Consider the following 19220-nt stretch of genomic DNA (forward strand, 5'->3'; position numbering starts at 1 on the left):
GAACGGCCCCGTGCGCTTCGCTTCGCGTCAGCCCTGCAACCGCGCCAGCACCGCGCGCGTCACCGGGTCGGCGATCTCGGTGGACTGGCCCTGCAGCGCCGGCAGCAACTGGCTCGCCAGCTGCTTGCCCAGTTCCACGCCGAACTGGTCGAAGGCGTTGATGCCCCAGACCACCGACTGCACGTACACGCTGTGCTCGTACATCGCGATCAGCGCGCCCAGCGCATGCGGGGTCAGCGCGTCGAGCAGGATCAGCGTGCTCGGGCGGCCGCCCGGGTAGTCGCGGGCCGGATCGTCGCTGCCCTGCCCGTTCGCCAGCGCTTCGGTCTGCGCAAGCAGGTTGGCCAGCAGCGCCTGGTGGTTGACGGTGTACGGGTCGTCGTTGCGGATGCAGCCGATGAAGTCGGCCGGCACGATGCTGGTGCCCTGGTGCAGCGCCTGGAAGAAGCTGTGCTGCACGTCGGTGCCGGCGCCGCCCCACCACACCGGCACGGTGTCGGCCTCGACCGGGCTGCCGTCCAGGCGCACGCGCTTGCCCAGGCTCTCCATCACCAGCTGCTGCAGGTAGGCCGGCAGCAGCGCCAGGCGCTGGTCGTAGGTCATCACCGCCTGCGTCGCATAGCCGAGCAGGTTGCGGTTCCACAGCGTGGTCAGGCCATGCAGCACGGCCACGTTGCGCTCCAGCGGCGCGTTCAGGGCGTGGTCGTCGAACTGCGCGGCGCCTTCCAGCAGCTGTTCGAAGGCGTCGGCGCCGATCGCCAGCGCGATCGGGAAGCCCACCGCCGACCACAGCGAATAGCGGCCACCCACCCAGTCCCACATCGGCAGCACGCGGCCGGCGGCGATGTCGAAGGCCTTGGCGGCGCGCTCGGGGTTGGCGCTGACCGCGTACAGGCGCTCGCTGCCGCCCAGCCAATCGCGCAGGATCTGGCCGTTGAGCAGGGTTTCCTGGGTACCGAAGGTCTTGGAGATCAGTACGCCGGCGGTACGCGCCGGATCCAGCGTGGCGAGGGTGCGCTGCATCGCCGCGCCGTCCACGTTGGAGACGAAGTGCACGCGGAAGCGCGCGCCGGTGACCGGACGCAGCGCGTCGGCGATCAGGCGCGGGCCCAGATCGGAGCCGCCGATGCCGACACTGACGATGTCGGTGACCTCGGTCTGCGCCAGGGCGTCGATCAGCGCACGCATGCGCTGCTGCACCTCGCGCGCGCTGGCGTGGGCCTGGCTGGCCACCGGTGCGTCGGTGAGGTCGCCGCGCAGCGCGGTGTGCAGCGCGGCGCGGCCTTCGGTGACGTTGACCGTCTCGCCCCGGAACAGGCGCTGGAAGGCGCCGGCCAGGTCGTGTTCGGCAGCCAGCGCCAGCAGCGCGTCGAGCGCGGCGCGGTCGTATTTCTGCCGGGCGAAATTGAAGTACAGCGGTCCGACCTGCAACGCCAACGTCTCGGCACGGCCGGGTTCGGCCGCCAGCAGGTCGGGAAGGCGCGCCCCGCGCAGGCGCTGGGCGTGGGAATGCAGTGCGTCGAAACCGGTGGACTGTGTCATGCGGCCTGCTTTGGGATGCTGTGGTTGGTGTGGGTGATCTTGTTGGCGCCGTCCACATAGACCAGGGTCGGCTGGAAGCGCGCGGCTTCCTCTTCGCTCATGCCGGCGAAGGCGGCGATGATGATCAGGTCGCCGACCTGCACGTGGCGCGCGGCGCCGCCGTTGAGCGAGATGATGCCGCTGCCCTCGTCGGCGCGGATCGCGTAGGTGCTGAAGCGCGCGCCGTTGGTGACGTCCCAGATGTGCACCTGCTCGAATTCGCGGATGCCGGTCGCGTCCAGCAGCAGCCCGTCGATGGCGATCGAGCCTTCGTAGTTCAGCTCGGAATGGGTGACGGTGGCGCGGTGGATCTTGGTCTTCAACAGGCTCAGTTGCATGGCACGGGACTGCGGTCAGGAAAGACGCGCAGTTTAGCAGCCGAGGGTTAGGTGGCGGTGGTGAGGGGCGGCCTCAAACCGTCGCAGGAGCGGCTTCAGCCGCGACCGGCGATCGCGGGAAAGCCCGGTCGCGGCTGAAGCCGCTGCTACGACGACGGTACCGCGGCCTGCCGCGCTCAGAATTCCAGGTTGTCGATCAGGCGGGTACGGCCCAGGCGCGCGGCGATCAGCGCCACGCGTGGGCCGGCGCCGTCCTGCGGCTCGCTCAGGTCGGGCGTGCGCAGCACGCTGTAGTCGACCTCGAAGCCAGCCGCCTGCAGCTGTGCGGTCGCCGCCGCCTCCACCTCGGCGCGCGGGCGCCCGGCCAGGTGGGCCTCGCGCATCGCCAGCAGGGTGCGGTGGATCTGCGTGGCACGCGGCCGCTCCTCCGCCGACAGGTACTGGTTGCGCGAACTCATCGCCAGGCCGTCGGCCTCGCGCACGATGCCGCCGCCCAGGATCTCGATCGGGAACGCCAGGTCGGCGACCATCTGCCGGATCACCGCCAGCTGCTGGTAGTCCTTCTTGCCGAACGCGGCCAAGTCCGGCTGCACCTGGTTGAACAGGCGCGCGACCACGGTGCACACGCCATCGAAATGGCCGGGCCGGCAGGCGCCTTCCAGCACCTCGCTGACGCCGGGCGTGTGCATGCGCAGCGCCAGCTCCACGCCCAGCGGGTACATGCTCTCCACCGTCGGCAGCCACAGCACGTCGCAGCCGGCGCCTTCCAGGCCGCTGGTGTCGGCCTCGGGCGTGCGCGGGTAGCGGGTGAAGTCCTCGTTCGGGCCGAACTGGGTCGGGTTGACGAAGACGCTGGAGACCACGCGGTCGGCGTATTGCCGCGCCAGCATCACCAGCGAGAAATGCCCGGCGTGCAGGTTGCCCATGGTCGGCACGAAGGCCACGCGCAGGCCCTGCCGCTTCCAGCCGGAGACGGTGGCGCGCAGTCGCGCCAGGTCGGTGATGGTCTCGATCATTTGGCGTAGGCGTGTTCGGCGTCGGGGAAGGTGCCGGCGCGGACCGCCTCGGCGTAGGCGCGTGCGGCACCGGCGATGGAACCGCCTTCGGCCAGGAAATCCTTGACGAAGCGCGGGCGGCGGTGGCCGCTGTCCAGGCCGAGGAAGTCGTGCATCACCAGCACCTGGCCGTCGCAGTCCGGACCGGCGCCGATGCCGATGGTGGGGATGTCGATCTCGGCGGTGATGCGCGCGGCCAGCGGCGACGGCACGCATTCCAGTACCAGCAGCGCGGCGCCGGCCGCGGCGACCGCCTTGGCGTCGGCGAGCAGTTTGGCCGCGGCAGCCTCTTCGCGGCCCTGGATCTTGTAGCCGCCGAAGGTCAGCACCGACTGCGGGGTCAGGCCCAGGTGCGAGCACACCGGGATGTCGCGTTCGCTGAGGAAGCGGATCACCTCCAGCTTGTGCCCGGCGCCCTCCAGCTTGACCATCTCCGCACCGGCCTGCAGCAGCCGGGTCGACGCGTCCAAGGCGCGCTCGGGGGTGGCATCGGACTGGAACGGCAGGTCGGCCACCAGCAGTGCGCGTTGCAGCACCCGCGCCACCGCGGCGGTGTGGTAGGCGATGTCGTCCACGCTCACCGGCAGGGTCGAATCGTGGCCCTGCACCACCATCCCCAGCGAATCGCCGATCAGGATCAGGTCCACGCCGTTGGCGTCGAAGGTCCGCGCGAAGCCGGCGTCGTAGGCGGTCAGCATCACCAGCTTCTGCTGGCGGCGCTTGGCCTCGGCCAGGGCGGGAACGGTCCAGGGCTTGCTGTCGGCGTGACTGCTCATAAGCTCATGTGCTGCGGTAATGAGCCGAGCATTATCTACCGATTGGCGCGATCCCGTCGGTTTCGATGCGGTCGCGTGCGTCACGCACCGTTCCATGGCCCGGAATGACCGCGTCGGCGGCGATCTCGGCCAGCGGCAGCAGCACGAACGCACGCTGGTGCAGGAACGGGTGCGGCACCTGCAACCCCGGCAGGTCGATCACCGCCTCGGCATACAGCAGCAGGTCCAGGTCCAGCGTGCGCGGGCCCCAACGCTCGCCGGGCAGGCGCTGGCGGCCGTGGCGGTGTTCCAGGTCGAGCAGCGCCTGCAGCAGGTCCAGCGCCGGCAGCGTGGTGCTCACCAGCGCCGCGGCGTTGATGAAGTCCGGCTGGTCCTCGCGGCCCCAGGCCGGGCTGCGGTACAGCTGCGAGGCGCGCAGCAGGCGGGTCTGCGGCAGCGTGTCGAGCGCGGCCAGGGCCGCGCGCAGGGTCGCCGCGGCGTCGCCGAGGTTGCCGCCCAGGCCGATGCAGGCCCGGACCGGCGCCGGTGTCGCGGCGCTCACTCGACGGGCGTGGCGGCGTCCGGGCGGCGGCGCCGGCGCCGGCGGCGCTTGGGGGTCTCTTCGCTGTCGGCCGGCGGCGCGAACGCCAGCTCGTCGCCGGCGTAGTCCACCTCCGGATCGAAGCCGCGCGGCGGCGGCGCGTAGCCGGGCTGCTGCTGCAGTTCGCGCCAGTAGGCGATGTCGGCCGCGTGCTCGTCCGACGCGGACTGGCGCACGATCAGGAAATCGAACGCGGCGCGGAAGCGCGGATGCGACAGCGTGCGCACTACCCGCTTGCGCTGGCGCGAGGTGAAACGCGACTGCAGCAGCCAGATCTCCTGCATCGGCAGCGAGAAACGCCGCGGCAGCGCCACGGTGCTGAGTTGGTGCAGGGTCACCCGGTCGGCGGCGCGGCGTTGCGCCTCCTCCATCTGCATGCCCTGTTTCTGCAGGGTCATCAACGCGCGGCAGTACGCCGGCCACAGCAGCAGCGCGAACAGGAACGCCGGCGACACCGGCTCGTCGTTGGCGACGCGGTTGTCGGTGTTGCGCAGGCCTTCGATCAGCATGCGCCGCAGCGCGCCGCTGCGGTTGGAGCGCAGCGCCGCCGCGCTCTCCGGGAACAGCGCGGCGAGCAGGCCGTGCCGCTCCAGGCCCTCGAAGCTGGCCACGCCATGGCCGGACAGGAACAGCTTGAGCACTTCCTCGAACAGCCGCGCCGGCGCGGCCTCGGCCAGCAGCCCGGCCAGGCGCGGAATCGGTTCGGCGGTGCCGGCCTCGATCTCGAAATCGAGCTTGGCCGCCAGGCGCACCGCACGCAGCATGCGCACCGGGTCTTCGCGGTAGCGCTGCTCGGGGTCGCCGATCAGCTTCATCAACCGCGCCTGCACATCCTCGAAGCCGCCGACGTAGTCCCGCACCGAGAAGTCCTCGATGGCGTAGTACAAGGCGTTGCAGGTGAAGTCGCGGCGCACCGCATCGTCCTCGATGCTGCCGTAGACGTTGTCGCGGACCAGGCGGCCGTTGTCCACCTCGCGGTCGCCGCTGCCGTCGTCGACATTGGCGCGGAAGGTGGCGACCTCGATGATCTCGCGGCCGTAGACCACGTGCGCCAGGCGGAAGCGGCGGCCGATCAGGCGGCAGTTGCGGAACAACTGCTTGACCTGCTCGGGGGTGGCGTCGGTGGCGACGTCGAAGTCCTTGGGCTGGACCTGGACCAGCAGGTCACGGACCGCGCCGCCGACCAGGTAGGCGCCGAAGCCGGCCTCGCGCAGCCGGTACAGCACGCGCAGGGCGTTGGGGCTGATGTCCTTGCGCGAGATGGGGTGCTGATCGCGCGGGATCGCGCGCAGGGTGAATGGCGATGGAACTGGCGGATTGATGATGGCGCTTCCGTATCGGGTTGCGGGATTGCCGAAGGGCGGCGAGACCCATATACTAGCGCGCTGCAATCGACGCGACCAAACGCTCCCTTCGTCTAGTGGTTAGGACGTGGCCCTCTCAAGGCTAAAACAGGGGTTCGAGTCCCCTAGGGAGCGCCATCCTCGCCTCGCCTGCAGCGCGACACAGCAAAAACCCCGCCTTGGCGGGGTTTTTTGCGTTTCGGCGCCGGCCACCGCCCGACGCGTCTCATTCCTGGTTGCGCGGGTGTCGATCGTCCTCGGCCAGACGGCTGCAGACGCCGGCACGCCGACCCAAGCCTACCCGGAACGCCGAGGCGGCCCGGGCGACGTGCGCGATCCGGTCGGCATCAGTGCGCACGTACCGACCACCCGCAGGCCGCGGTCAGGCCTGCGCCAAGTCAGGGGCGGCCTCCCCGGCCATGACCGCCACCGGCGCCGATGCGGTCTCCGCCACCGCATCGTGCGCATGCAGGCTCTCCAGATGCCGCACCTGTACCTGCACCTCGGCGTAGCGCGCACCCAGCGCCTGCTGCAGGCGGCGCGCGGCGTCCTCCACGTACATCAGGTTCTCGCCGTTGCGGCGCGCGAACGCCTGTTCGTCGGCGCGCCGCACCGCCGCCTGCACCGGCGTGGCCAGGGCCTGCTCGGCGAGCGCGATCACGCCCTCCGCGTCGAAGCGCACCGCGCGCGCCGACACGCCGACCCGCACCGAGGCCACGCTGCGCTGGCTATGCGGGGTGGCGTGACTGCCGTGCCGGAGCAGCCAGTCCGCCACCGCCTCCCGCGATAGCGAGGCCTGTTCCGGGTGCTGCTGCACGAAGGCCTCGCTGAGCAGTTGCCGCGCCAGCGCCGCCGAACACGGGCAGGTCGAGGAATACAGCAGATCCACGCCGAGTCCGAGCCGGACCACGCCGCCACGCAGTTCGGCGTCGATCCGCAGCGGATACGCCCGCCATCCGGCCAGCCCCGGGCTGCGCAGTGCCGGGCTGCGACGCAGCAGTTCCAGGCGCAGCGACACCCGCGCCGCGGTCGAGGCGCAGTCGGCATGGCTGTGCACCATCGCCCGCAGCAATTGCGACAGGCGCGACGGCGACAGCGGCTGCTGCGCGCTTTCGTCGAGGAGGCGGTACAGCCGCGACATATGAATGCCCTTGACCTGCGCCGACGGCAGGTCGACGGCGAGCGCGGCCTGCGCCGGCACGGGTGCCGCAGGCGTGCCCTCGCCCATGTCCAGACAGATCGGCAGCGCGATGCCGTCCATGCCCACCCAGTTCAGGGGAGCGGCGATCTGCGAAGGTTCGTCGGCAGCGACATCGGGCAACGGCGGGGGTATCTGCAGGTTCATCGGGTCGACTGGAACGGCAAGGGAGCGAGGGACGGCGAGGAAGCCAGAGTGACAATTGTTATAAAGTAACACATGAAGTGCGTATCCACGGGATCACCCATCGCACACCTCAGCCGTTGGGGTGCCCAGCACCATCGCCGGGAGGACATCAATGAACGTCTATGGGCTGTGCGGACCTGCTCGCAAGGATTCGCCCAGACCCTCATCCGCCCCTGCGGGGCACCTTCACCCCGAAAAGGGGGCCATGGTCCCGGCGGGAGAAGGGAAAGTCCAAAGCCCCTCTCCCACCGGGAGAGGGGTTGGGGTGAGGGTACGACACGCGCAGCGCCACCACCGATCCGGCAATACCTTCAGCCGCTCGGCTACAGACACACCGATCCAGAGATGGCACGCGCGCCGCGTGCGCGTGCGTATCGACCTCAGCCCTGCATCTGTTCCAGTTCCTTGCCCTTGGTCTCGTACACGTAGCGCAGCACGAAGAACACCGACAGGAACGCGGCCACGGTGTAGATGCCGTAGGCGCCGGCCAGGCCGATGCTGCCGAGCAGGACCGGGAAGGTCACGGTGATGGCGAAGTTGGACATCCACTGCGCCGCACCGGCCACCGCCAGGCCGGAACCGCGGATCTGGTTGGGGAACATCTCGCCCAGCATCACCCACATCACCGGGCCCCAGGACATGTTGAAGAAGACTACGTAGACGTTGGCGGCGATCAACGCCAGCCGGCCCATGCCCGGCGACAGCGCCAGCTTGCCGGCCGCATCCAGCGAGGCGCTGGCGAAGGCGATGGTGACCAGCGCCAGCGACACCGCCATGCCGGCCGAGCCGATCCACAACAACGGCTTGCGCCCGACCCGGTCGATCAACACCACAGTGATCAGGCAGGCACCGATGCTCAACGCACCGGACAGCACGTTGATCAACAACGCATCGCTCTCGGAGAAACCCACCGCCTGCCACAGCACCGCGCCGTAGTAGAACACCACGTTGATGCCGACCAGTTGCTGGAAGGTGGCCAGGCCGATGCCGATCCATACGATCGGGCGGACCTTGCCGGTGACCTTGCTGACCAGGTCCGACAGCCGCGGCGTGTGCTGGTCGGCCGACAGCGAGGCGGAGATTTCGGTCAGCTTGGTCTGCGCCGTGTTGGCGCCGTACAGCCGGGTCAGCACCGCCAGCGCCTGCTCGCGGCGGCCCCGCGCCACCAGGAAGCGCGGACTCTCCGGAATCGCCAGCAACAGCAGCAGGAACGCCGTGGACGGCAGCGCCTGCATCCAGAACATCCAGCGCCAGGCCGGCTGCCCCAGCCACAGCGCCTCGGTGGACGCGCCGGCGGCCTTGGCCAGCAGATAATTGCTGAGGAAGGCGCAGAACAGCCCGCCGATGATCGCAATCTGCTGCACCGTGGCCAGGCGCCCGCGGTAGCGCGCCGAGGCGACCTCGGCGATGTAGGCCGGCGACATCACGCTGGCCGCGCCCACCGCGAAACCGCCCATCATCCGCGCCAGCACGAACACCGCCGAGTTGTGCGCCGCGCCGGCGCCCAGCGCCGACAGCAGGAACAGCGCCGCCGAGACGATCAGCACCGTGCGCCGGCCCCAGCGATCGGCCAGCGAACCGGCCAGGAACGCGCCGATCGCGCAGCCCAGCAGCATCGAGGCGACCTCGAAGCCAGTGCCGGCGGAACTGGACTGGAAGGTCTGCTTGAGGCCATCGACGGTACCGTTGATGACGCCGCTGTCGAAGCCGAACAGGAAGCCGCCGATGGTGGCGACGCAGCTGATCAGGATGATGAGGCGGGTGTTCTCGCCGGCATCGGCGTGGCGATCGATCGGAACACTGGACATGGGTTCACCTGGTGGCGTGCAAGAGGGAGACGGCCGGCGCGCGGGAAGGAGCGTGCGCGGCGGCGGCACCGGGCCGCCGCCGCACACCGGTTCAGCGCAGCAGGTACTGGTTGATCAGGTTCTCGTAGGCTTCCTGGCGGCCACTACGCTGGGTCGGCTCGCCGGCCTGCGCGGCGTGCGCGGCCAGGTCGGCCAGCGTGCTCGTGCCGGCGGCGAAGGCCGCGCCGGCGCCGCTGTCGAAGCTGGCGTAGCGCTCGCGGCGCCACTGCTCCAGCGGCGAGGCGGTAAGCAGCGCGTGGGCGACTTCGAGACCGCGCGCGAACGCGTCCATGCCGCCGATGTGGGCGATGAACAGGTCCTGCGGATCGGACGACTCGCGGCGCACCTTGGCGTCGAAGTTGAGCCCGCCCGGGGCCAGCCCGCCCTGCCGCAGCACCACCAGCATCGCGCCCACGGTGTCGTACAGGTCGACCGGGAACTGGTCGGTGTCCCAGCCGTTCTGCGGATTGCCGCGGTTGGCGTCGATGCTGCCGAGCAGGCCGGCGTCGCTGGCCACCTGCAGGTCGTGTTCGAAGCTGTGCCCGGACAGGGTGGCGTGGTTGGCCTCGATGTTGAGCTTGAAATCCTGGTCCAGGCCGTGCTGGCGCAGGAAGCCGACCACGGTGGCGCTGTCGAAGTCGTACTGGTGCTTCATCGGCTCCATCGGCTTGGGCTCGATCAGGAAATTGCCCTTGAAGCCGATGCTGCGCCCGTAGTCGCGGGCCAGGGTCAGGAATCGCGCCAGATGCTCCTGCTCGCGCCGCATCTGCGTGTTGTGCAGGCAGGCGTAGCCTTCGCGGCCGCCCCAGAACACGTAGTTCTCGCCGCCCAGTTCCACGGTCGCCTCCAGCGCCGCCTTGACCTGCACCGCCGCACGCGCGACCACGTCGAAGTCCGGGTTGGTCGCCGCGCCGTTCATGTAGCGCGGGTGCGAGAACAGGTTGGCGGTGCCCCACAGCAGCTTGACCCCGGTGTCGGCCTGGCGCTGCCTGGCGATGCCGACCATGTGCTTGAGGTTCTTTTCGTACTGGCCGATGTCCTCGGCGTCCGGCGCCAGGTCCACGTCGTGGAAGCAGTAGTACGGCACGCCGAGCTTGGTGAAGAACTCGAACGCGGCATCGGCCTTGGCCTCGGCGCGGCCCAGCGCATCGCTGCCGGCGTCCCAGGGATAGGCGCGGGTGCCGGGGCCGAACGGATCGGCGCCGTTGCCGCAGAAGCTGTGCCAGTAGGCCACGGCGAAGCGCAGGTGCTCGGCCATGGTCTTGTCGCCGATGCGCTTGCCGGCGTCGTAGACCTTGAACGCCAACGGATTGTCCGAGGCCTTGCCCTCGAACGGAATGCGACCGATGCCCGGGAAGTATTCCTTGGCGCCGGTGTAGACGGAAGTGCTCATCACGAAGTCCTGGTGCGTTGCGGGGGAAAGGGAATCACGCGGCGTACAGCGGGCCGATGGCCTGCAGATGCCGCTGGAAGGTCTGGTAGTGCGCCTGGTACTGCGCGCCGCGCTGCGCATCCGGCTGCGCGGAGCGCGTCGCATCGTCCTGCTGGTGCTGCAGCACCACCTCGGCCAGGCTGGCGCGCTCGCCCTGCGCCCAGCCGTCGGCCCACAGCGCCTGCAGCGCGGCGCCGAATGCCGCGCCCTCGGCCTGCGCCGGCACGTGCACCGGAAGCCCGAACAAGTCGGCGATGAGCTGGCGCCAGCCGGCGCTGTTGCTGCCGCCGCCGGTGAGGGAGATCGCATCGAACTGCAGCCCGGCGTCGACGAAGGCGTCGAAACCGTTGCGCAGGCTGTAGCTGGCGCCCTCCATCGCCGCGCGATAGAAATGCGCCGGCGTGGTGTTGTGCAGGTCCATGCCGGTCAGGCAACCGCGCGCCGCCGGCAGGTTCGGGGTGCGTTCGCCGTTGAAGAACGGCAGCAGCACCAGTCCGTCGGCGCCGGGCGCCGTGGCCGCGAGCAAGGCCTCGCCCTGCCCGGTCTTGATGCCGAACAGACGCGCGATGATCTCGGTGGCGACCGTGCAGTTCATGGTGCAGATCAGCGGCAGCCAGCCGCCGCTGGAAGAGCAGAAGGCGGCCCAGCGTGCATCCGGATCCACCACCGGACGCTCGGCGTAGGCGAACAGCGTGCCGGAGGTACCCAGGCTCATGCTCAGGCGTCCTGGCACCACGTTGCCGGTGCCGATCGCCGCCATCATGTTGTCGCCGCCGCCGGTGGCCACGCGCACCTCGCGCGGCAGGCCCAAGGTCTGCGCCACGACGGCGGAGAGAAGGAAGCTGCTTTCGGTCGGCACCAGCGGCGGCAGTGCCGCAGCCAGGTCGCGCTGCGGATCGATCGCCTGCAGCAGCGGCGCCGACCATTGCCGGGTGCGCACGTCCAGCCAGCCGCTGCCGGAGGCGTCGCCGACTTCGGCGTAGCGCTCGCCGGTGAGCCAGAAGTTGACGTAGTCGTGCGGCAGCAGCACCGTCGTCATCGCCGCGTAGGCATCGGGACGATGCTTGCGCGTCCACGGCAGCTTGGAGGCCGTGTAGCCGGCCAGGATCGGATTGCCGGCCAGCTCCACGCAGCGCTGCGCGCCGCCGACCGCCTCCATGATCTCCTCGCACTCGCGCTGGGTGCTGGTGTCGCACCACAGCTTCACCGGCGCGGTGACCTGGCCCTGCGCGTCCAGCGGCACGAAGCCGTGCTGCTGTCCGGACACTGCGATGGCCCGCACCTGCGCCCGCTGTTCGGCGCTGAGCGCGGCGAAGCAGGCGACGATGCCGTCGATCCACCACTGCGCCTGCTGCTCGCGGGTACCGTCGTCACGGCTGATCAGGTCCAGCGCATGGCCTTGAGTGGCCACCACCTGCCGGCTGTCGGCATCGTAGGCGAGCAGCTTGACGCTCTGCGTGCCCACGTCCAGGCCGATGTACAGACTCATTGCCCTACCCGCCACATCGTGCACACACCCAGTTCCATCATCGCTCCAGGAGAAAGGCCGGCGTGCGGGGACCACCCGCCGTGTCGCCGAGTGTAGTGCGCACCGCACGCATCACGCAGCGAAGCATGATGACGCTGAGTGCCGCGCGCTGCCAGCGCGGCCCGGGCGATGGCGTACGCACGCACCGGACCCAGCCACCCTGCAGCCAATTCACGGTCAACGCATGCAGAAGCAGGACAAGGATCGAGCCAACGGATGTCACTGCGCGCAGTGATGGCCCGTCGCATCCGCGACACGATGACGACTGGCGCAGTCTCGGCTCTGCGCAGGATGTGTCTACACACGGCGCCATCTTGATGCGCTGCATCAAACCTGCGCGCAAGGCGGGAGCATGTTGTACCGGAGCGCATTCGATGCATCCCTTCTCCCCGTCGACCATGGCCCTCTTCGGGGGAAGTACCCCAGGGAGCGGATGAAGCGCTGCGCTCCGTACCCTCACCCCAACCCCTCTCCCGGGGGGAGAGGGGCTTAAGCGCACCGCGGCTGCTTCGTTGTCACCGTCACAATCACGCCCACGCGTGTGAACACGCATCCCTTCTCCGATTGGGGGAAGGTGCCCCGCAGGGGCGGATGAGGGTACGGGCGTAGCGCGCCTATTTCGCTGCATCGCGACCCAGTCGGCACGCCACGACCGCCAGCATGGGGCAACCAACGCTGGCACCATCTCACGCGCCATCCCAGACTCATCCAGCCCGCGCCGCGACGGCATGGCCGGTCGACTTGCGCGGCACCTCCAGTGGCTGGCCGCGATACTCCACGCTGGCGTCGGCCGCGGGTTCGAGTGCGCCGGCATCGTCGCGTGGGCCATCGACGAAGCGCACATGGATGGTGCGCCGGTCCTGCATGCCCGGCCAGCGCCCCTCGCGCGCGCCGATGCGCAGCACGCCGCTGGCCTGGTCCCACTGCAGCGGGATGCGGCTGAACTCGCCCTGCTCGTAGCCGTAGCCGGTGCCGTCATCCTCGTACAGCGAGAAACGGCCGTCGGCGCCGGTATAGACCACCACGGTCAGCGGCGCATCCGGAATCTGGTCGACGTACTGCTGCACTTGGGTCATCGGCACGATGGCGCCGGCGCGCACGAACAGCGGCATGCGCTGCAGCGGCGCGGCGGCGTCGATGGTCTGGCCGCCGGCGTGGCGCGCGCCGCTGTTGAAGTCGATCCAGTCGGTGCCCGCCGGCAGGTAGACCTTGCGCGAGGTCGCACCGAAGCGGGTCACCGGCGCGACCAGGAACGCTGGGCCGAACAGGTACTCGTCGTCGATGTCGGCGACCTTGGGGTCGTGCGGGAAGTCCATCGGCAGGCCGCGCATCATCACCCCGTCGTGGTGATAGGTGTCGCCGGCGAGCGTGTAGATGTAGGGCAGCAGCGCGTAGCGCAGGCGGCTGTAGTAGGCCATGCTGACGTAGTACGGCGTGCCTTCCGGCGCGATGTTCCAGATCTCGCGGTACGGGAACTGGCCGTGCGAGCGGAACAGCGGCACGAAGGCGCCGAACTGGAACCAGCGCGTGTTGAGTTCGCGCCACTCGGGCAGGTGCGCCGGGTCCTGGGTTTCGTAGCGCTTCTCCACGGCGAAGCCGCCGATGTCGAAGGTCCAGTTCGGCAGGCCCGACATCGACAGGTTGACGCCGGCGGAGATCTGCTCACGCATGTCCTCCCAGCGCGAGGCGATGTCGCCGCTCCACACCGCCACGGCGTTGCGCTGGATGCCGGCGTAGCCTTTGCGCGAGAGGATGAACACGCGCTTGCCGTCGGCGGCGCGGTCGCCGGCATAGACGCCGTGGGTGTGCGGCAGCGGATAGGAATTGAAGAACTCGGTGGACGGCCCCAGCGCGGTCGGGGTGGTGCGCGCCTTGCGCTCGGCGATGTCCAGGTTGGAGTGCACGTCGGGTTCGTCGGCATCCAGCCACCAGGCATCGATGCCCTTGCGGTTGAGTTTTTCGTCGATCTGCCGCCAGTAGATCGCCTGCGCGTCGGCTGCGTACGGATCGTAGAAGGCGTTGGTGTAGCCCTTGCCGATCCAGTCCAGCTCGCCCACCTCGACGTTGCGCCGGTAGATGTGCCCGGCCGCGTCCAGTTCCTTGTAGTGGTCCGTGCTCGGGTAGAACTTCGGCCAGACCGAGATCATCAGCTGCGCGTGGCTGGCGTGCACCGTGTTGACCATGCCGTCCGGGTCGGGAAAGCGCGCGCGGTCGAAGGCGTGCGAGCCCCAGGCGTTCTCGGGCCAGTACGACCAGTCGAGCACGATGTTGTCGATCGGCAACTGCCGCCGGCGGTACTCGGCCAGCACGCCGAGCAGTTCGTCCTGGGTCTTGTAGCGCTCGCGGCTCTGCCAGAAGCCGTAGGCCCACTTCGGCAGCAACACGGCCTTGCCGGTCAGCGTGCGGTAGCCGGCGATGACCTGGTCGGCGTTGTCGCCGGCGACGACGTAGTAGTCGATCATCTGCCCGGCTTCCGACCACAGCGACAGGTCGCCGGCTTCGGCCGCCGGCAGCGGGTCGCGATGCAGCAGTGCGATGTAGCTCGGGTCGATCAGATCCCACTCAACCTTCAGCGTATGCCGCTGGCCAGGCTGCAGCTGCAACGCGAACTCGTGGTGCCAGGGGTTCCAGTTCTGTCGCCAGCGGTCGACGAGCAGCTTGCCGTCGACCCATAGCCTAGAGTACTCACTGGCATACAGCGAAAAAGTATGCGTGCCGCCGCGTTCGGCCTCGATCTGGCCTTCCCAGCGCACCTGCATGCGGCGCTTGTCGCCGGGCTTGGCCGCGGCGGGGAATTTCGCCAGGTCCTTGATGTACTGATAGCCGATGTCGGCTTCGCGACGCTCCAGCACCGGCTTGCCGTCGATCGCGTAGTGCGCGGTCAGCGCGCCGGGCTTGCCGTGCGCGTCGTACAGGCGCAGCGTCGCCGGCAGCGGCTGCAGCCCGCGCGGATCGCCGAAGCGGGTGATCGCGTTGTTGTCCCAGAGGATCCCGTAGTTGCGGCTGGACACGAGGTACGGCACCGCCATGTCGAGATTGCTCTGCAGCAGTTCGATGTCGTGGCCCTTCTGGTTCATCCAGCCCTGCTGGTGCTGGCCGAAACCGTAGAAGGCCTCGTCGGGCGGCGAGACGAAGCGCTGGCGCAGGCTCAGGTAGTGGCGGCCCTCGACCTGCAACGGCGCGAAGCTGCGCCCGCCCGCCACTTCCGCCAGCAGCGGCGTGCCCTGCGCATCGGTGAAGCCGACATGGCCGTCGACGGTGGACACCTGCGCGGTCATCCGCGCGGTCTTGAGCTGCACCGTGTCGCCGTGTTGCTCCAGCGTAAAGCCGGTGTCGCCCTGCACCGGCACCCGCATCAGGCTGGGTGTGCGCTGGAACGCGCCGGTGGGATCGGCGCTGACCCGGACGATGCCGCGGTCGATCACCTGCAGGCGCACCGGCGCCGCGCCCTTGGCGCTGGGATGCACGGTGACGCCCTCGGCATCGCGGGTCACCTGCTGCGCGGCGGCGGACGCGGCGACCGCGAGCAACGCCAGCGCCAACAGGCGTGGCAACGAAGGCGGCAGGCAACGGTTGGCGTGGTGCATGGTCACTCCATTGGAAAGTCATACGGCACGGCGCGCCTGGCGCCACCGCGTGGTCAATAGGTCGCCAGGGTGACGCGCAGCAATTGCGGCACGTCGGAGAAGTTGAGTCCGTAATCGGTCTGGTCGCCGTTCCAGTTGCGCCGGAACCGCCACTGCTCGCCGTCGTACACGCCCTCTTCGACCCGGTCGTAGAGCATGTTGGCGGTCGCGGCGCTGGCCGGATGCAGGGTCACCCGCGCATGCTGGGCGGTGATCAGGAAGGTGTCCGGGCCAAGTTCGGCGATCAGCGCCGCGCCGATCGGCGCAGGATTGCCGGGCGGCTCGCCCTGGAACCAGAACTGCGGCACGCCATAGGTGACGGTGGCGCTCCAGCGCGCGTTGAGCGGCAGCTCCTGCACCGCCTGGCCCGGCGCCTCGGCGGTGCCGTGCAGCTTGCCGGCGGCCGCGGCGCGGGCGAACGCGCGCATGCCCATGCCCACCGCGCGATAGCCCAGCGCGAACGGCGCCAGTGCCTGTGCGTCCACGCGCTTGGCGCCGAGCGGATCGTTGGAGTAGCCGCTGTAGTCGATGCCGAAGGTCGACCAGCCGATGCCGTCGTGGCCCAGCGCCGGATACAGGTAGCGCGCGTACTCGGGGCGGTTGCCGGTCTCGGCGACGAACAGCGCGTTGTCGGGACGCGCGTAGCGCTGCAGCACCGTGGTGTACAGCGGATACTCGGGCATGTAGATGTCCGGCGCCAGCAGATCGATGTGCGGCGCTGCCGCCTTCCACACGTCGAGCACGTTATCGGTGGGGCCGCCGCTGGCGTACTGCCCGGGCTGGCCGGGATTGAACGGGCCGCGCAATGCCGCATTGACGTAGATCGGCAAGGGATACGCGGCCTTGCCGGCCTCGGCGATACGGTCGATGAAGTGCGCGATGTGCCAGGCATGGAAGATCTCGTCGGCATCGGCGCCGAACACCTGCGCCCAGCTGCCCGGCGACTTGCCGAGCCGCTGCAGCAACGCCTGTGGCACCGGGCCGTCGAACACGCGCTGCGCCATCGGCGAGAAGTCGCGCGCACTGCCGTAGGTGCCGGGCTCGTTCTCGGCCTGCACCATGATCACGGTGCGCTGCGGATCGGCCTGGCGCAGATGCCGCATGACGGCGACGAACGCTTTGCGATCGGCCTCCAGCGTGGCCGGCGCCAGCGGCGACAGCGAACCCAGGCGTCGCCCGTCGCGCGTGACCACGCGCGGAAAGCGCGCATCGTCGGTCTTGACCCAGTGCGGCGCGTAGTTGGGGCCGTTGTTCTTCCAGGTGCCGAACCACAGCAGCACCAGCCGTACCCGCTGCGTGCGCGCCTGCGCCAGCAGCGTGTCGACGAAGGAGAAATCGAAGCGGCCCTCTTCCGGTTCCACCTGCTCCCAGGCGACCGGCACCTGCACCGTGTGCGGCCCCAGCGCGCGGATCGCCGGCCACACCCACGCCAGCGCCGCCGGATAGTTGCTGGAGTTGTTGACCTGCGCGCCGAGGATCAGGAACGGTGCGCCATCGACCAACAGCGCGTGACGGCCGTCGGTGCTGACCAGGCGCGGGATCGGTGCCTGGGTCGGCGCCGATGTCGCGGCAGCGGGCGTGTGCGCACCAACCGACGGCGCATCCGGCGCGGCCTGGCAGCCGCTCAGCAGCAGCGACAGCAGGACACGCAGCCGCCATGCGGTGCGCAACGCGCGCGACGGCGATCCGATTCTCCGCACGTGGCCGGCGCCCAGCCTCACCAGTCGTCGCTGCGGAACGGGCCCACCGGCAACTGCTCGCGGTTGACCAGGTTGGCGTCCTCGGGGTTTTCGCTCCAGGCGTAGCGCAGCGCCTGCGGCTGCGGCACCGCATCGCTGCGGACCACCACCTGGTCGCCCTCCATGCGTGCCTGCGCCGGATGGAAGCGCCGATCGGCACCGGCCAGGGCGAAGCCGTGCACCACGCTGCCGCCGCCGCGCACCGCCAGGGTGCTGCCCATCAGGTCGAACATCACCCGCGCCTGGCCATCGGCGAACGTGGCGCGCGCGAACACCGGCGCGCTGTAGACCAGGGTTTCGCCGTAGGCCACGTGGCGTGCGACCAGCGCCAGGCGATGCCCCACGTCCTGCTTGTTGGGGGGATGGATGTTGTCCGGCGTGCCGATGTCGATGGTCACCGCCTGCCCGGTGGCCGGCAGCGCCAGCGTCCTGGTCTGCGATTCGCGCAGTTGCGCCCACGGACTCAAGTCGCCCTGGTCGTTGCCGGCCTTCCAGTTGGCCAGTTGCACCCACAGGAACGGCAGCTGCGGCTGTCCGCGCTCCTGCCGCCAGCGCCCGATCAGCGACGCGAACTGCTCGCGGTAGCGCAGCGCGCCATACGGGTAGGCGTTGCTCTCGCCCTGGTACCAGATCACGCCCTTGACCGGGAACGGCTGCAAGGGATGGATCATCGCGTTGTACAGCAGCGTCGGCACCTGGTTCTTGTCGTCGTTGGCGGCCAACGTCACCTTGCCCGGGCGGAACTGCCAGTCGCCGGCCAGCGAGCGCGGCTGGCCGCCGTCGGGCTGCACGAAGAACGCCACCGCATCGCCGGGGATGCCGCCGAAGCCGCCGGTATCCAGGATGCGGATCGCGATGTGGTTGACGCCGGCGCGCAGCGCTGCCGGCGGCAAGTGGTAGCGGCGCGGCTCGGTGTAGCGCCCTTCGGTGTGGCCGACCTCCACGCCGTTGACGTAGGTGGTATCGGCATCGTCGGCCGGGCCGATGCCCACGACCGCGCCGGCCTTGGCTTCGGCTGCACTGAGGGTAAAGGTGGTGCGGTACCAGGCGACGCCGTCCATGCCGACGTAGCCATGCTGCTCCCACAGCCCCGGCAGCGGCTGGCGGTCCCAGTCGCGGTCGTCCAGGTCGGCAGCGGCCCAGCCGGCATCCGCATCCACGGTGGTCGGGTGTGGCCAGCGCGCCAGGCGCTTTCGGGTCTCGCCGAGGTCCTGTGCGTCCTTGGCCTGCATCTGCGCGATGCGCGTGCGCACCTGCGCCGCGTCCACGCCCGGCGAGGCCGCGTCCATCCAGGCCTCGATCGCGCTGCCGCCCCAGGTGCTGTCGATGATGCCGATCGGCACGCCGGTGCGCTGGCGCAGCTCGCGCGCGAAGAAATACGCCACAGCCGAGAACGCGCCGGCAGTGGCCGGCGTGGCCGCGACCCAGCTGCCGCCGGGCAGCCGCGGCTGTGGCTGCGCCGCCCAGGCCTTGGGCACCTTGAAGTTGCGCAGTTGCGGATCCATGGCCGCCGCCACTTCGCGTGCGCCGTTGCGCGCCTGCGCCAGCGGCCACTCCATGTTGGACTGGCCGCTGGCCAGCCACACGTCGCCGATCAGCACGTCGCCGACGCGCCGCTGGCTGCCGTCGCCCTGCACCTCCAGCACGTACGGGCCACCGGCCGCATGCGCCGGCAACTGCAGTCGCCAGCGGCCATCGCGGCCTGCGACCGCACTGGCGCTGGCACCGTCCAGGCGCACCTGGATGCGTGCGCCAGGCGTGGCCCAACCCCAGACCGGAATCGGTGCATCGCGCTGCAGGACGGCGCCGTCGGCGAACAGCAACGGCAGTTGCAGTTCCGCCGCGGCCGGCCATGACGCGAACGCCAGCGCCAGCAGCGCCAGGCGAACGGTGGGATGCAGCGGTCTTGCCATGAGCGGTTCCTGCGTCGGGAGGAAAAACCGGCGGCAGCCACCCGCCTCGCCGCAGGCGGACCGCGCGCCGGAGACGGC

General features: G+C 69.9%; 13 protein-coding genes and 1 tRNA gene. 1 reads left to right on the top strand and 13 read right to left on the bottom strand.

The genetic code is table 11. The annotated features are described in order from the left end of the window. Nucleotides 1–27: 27 nt before the first annotated feature. The 6 genes from pgi to pcnB all read right to left on the bottom strand — a co-directional run bounded on the left by pgi (nucleotide 28) and on the right by pcnB (nucleotide 5706). Nucleotides 28–1542 (bottom strand): glucose-6-phosphate isomerase, encoded by a 1515-nt coding sequence (gene pgi, locus CEK66_RS10295; RefSeq protein ID WP_152236860.1) that lies wholly within the window; start codon nucleotides 1540–1542, stop codon nucleotides 28–30. Then, nucleotides 1539–1919 carry an aspartate 1-decarboxylase gene (panD, locus tag CEK66_RS10300; RefSeq protein WP_017916972.1) on the bottom strand — a complete coding sequence of 127 codons (381 nt, stop codon included), beginning with the start codon at nucleotides 1917–1919 and terminating at the stop codon, nucleotides 1539–1541. Before panD ends, pgi begins: the two co-directional genes overlap by 4 nt. A gap of 176 nt (nucleotides 1920–2095) precedes the next feature. After that, complete coding sequence (gene panC / locus CEK66_RS10305) at nucleotides 2096–2935, bottom strand: pantoate--beta-alanine ligase (RefSeq protein WP_152236861.1); 840 nt, start codon at nucleotides 2933–2935, stop codon at nucleotides 2096–2098. Then, nucleotides 2932–3750, bottom strand: coding sequence for a 3-methyl-2-oxobutanoate hydroxymethyltransferase (gene panB / locus CEK66_RS10310; RefSeq protein ID WP_152236862.1), 819 nt, complete (start codon nucleotides 3748–3750; stop codon nucleotides 2932–2934). Before panB ends, panC begins: the two co-directional genes overlap by 4 nt. Before the next feature lie 31 nt (nucleotides 3751–3781). Further along, nucleotides 3782–4291 carry a 2-amino-4-hydroxy-6-hydroxymethyldihydropteridine diphosphokinase gene (gene folK, locus CEK66_RS10315; protein ID WP_152236863.1) on the bottom strand — a complete coding sequence of 170 codons (510 nt, stop codon included), beginning with the start codon at nucleotides 4289–4291 and terminating at the stop codon, nucleotides 3782–3784. Continuing rightward, nucleotides 4288–5706, bottom strand: coding sequence for a polynucleotide adenylyltransferase PcnB (gene pcnB / locus CEK66_RS10320; protein WP_026143854.1), 1419 nt, complete (start codon nucleotides 5704–5706; stop codon nucleotides 4288–4290). The genes folK and pcnB overlap by 4 nt, the downstream gene beginning before the upstream one ends. 30 nt (nucleotides 5707–5736) lie before the next feature. On the opposite strand from pcnB, the gene CEK66_RS10325 reads away from it, so the two are divergent. Beyond that, nucleotides 5737–5811: transfer RNA gene (locus tag CEK66_RS10325), tRNA-Glu, on the top strand. Nucleotides 5812–6055: 244 nt separating this feature from the next. Here the strand turns inward: CEK66_RS10325 and folE2 are convergent. From folE2 to CEK66_RS10360, 7 genes are all read right to left on the bottom strand, one after another. Continuing rightward, entirely contained in the window at nucleotides 6056–7006 is a 951-nt protein-coding gene (gene folE2, locus CEK66_RS10330) for a GTP cyclohydrolase FolE2 (RefSeq protein ID WP_193312623.1), read from the bottom strand. A 431-nt stretch (nucleotides 7007–7437) separates the two neighbouring features. After that, on the bottom strand, nucleotides 7438–8865 hold the full coding sequence (locus tag CEK66_RS10335) for a sugar porter family MFS transporter (RefSeq protein WP_152236865.1): 1428 nt from the start codon (nucleotides 8863–8865) through the stop codon (nucleotides 7438–7440). 91 nt (nucleotides 8866–8956) lie between these two features. Beyond that, nucleotides 8957–10297, bottom strand: coding sequence for a xylose isomerase (xylA, locus tag CEK66_RS10340; protein ID WP_152236866.1), 1341 nt, complete (start codon nucleotides 10295–10297; stop codon nucleotides 8957–8959). A gap of 34 nt (nucleotides 10298–10331) precedes the next feature. Further along, a complete protein-coding gene (xylB, locus tag CEK66_RS10345; protein WP_152236867.1) occupies nucleotides 10332–11825 on the bottom strand; it encodes a xylulokinase in 1494 nt (497 codons plus the stop codon). A gap of 743 nt (nucleotides 11826–12568) precedes the next feature. Next, nucleotides 12569–15451 carry a TIM-barrel domain-containing protein gene (locus CEK66_RS10350; protein WP_152236868.1) on the bottom strand — a complete coding sequence of 961 codons (2883 nt, stop codon included), beginning with the start codon at nucleotides 15449–15451 and terminating at the stop codon, nucleotides 12569–12571. A 53-nt stretch (nucleotides 15452–15504) separates the two neighbouring features. Next, complete coding sequence (locus tag CEK66_RS10355) at nucleotides 15505–17133, bottom strand: DUF5597 domain-containing protein (protein WP_152236875.1); 1629 nt, start codon at nucleotides 17131–17133, stop codon at nucleotides 15505–15507. A gap of 74 nt (nucleotides 17134–17207) precedes the next feature. Further along, nucleotides 17208–19142 carry a sialate O-acetylesterase gene (locus CEK66_RS10360; RefSeq protein ID WP_152236869.1) on the bottom strand — a complete coding sequence of 645 codons (1935 nt, stop codon included), beginning with the start codon at nucleotides 19140–19142 and terminating at the stop codon, nucleotides 17208–17210. Between the last annotated feature and the right edge of the window lie 78 nt (nucleotides 19143–19220).

This window comes from Xanthomonas sp. LMG 12460 (genome assembly GCF_009192895.1).
Lineage (GTDB): Bacteria > Pseudomonadota > Gammaproteobacteria > Xanthomonadales > Xanthomonadaceae > Xanthomonas_A > Xanthomonas_A sontii.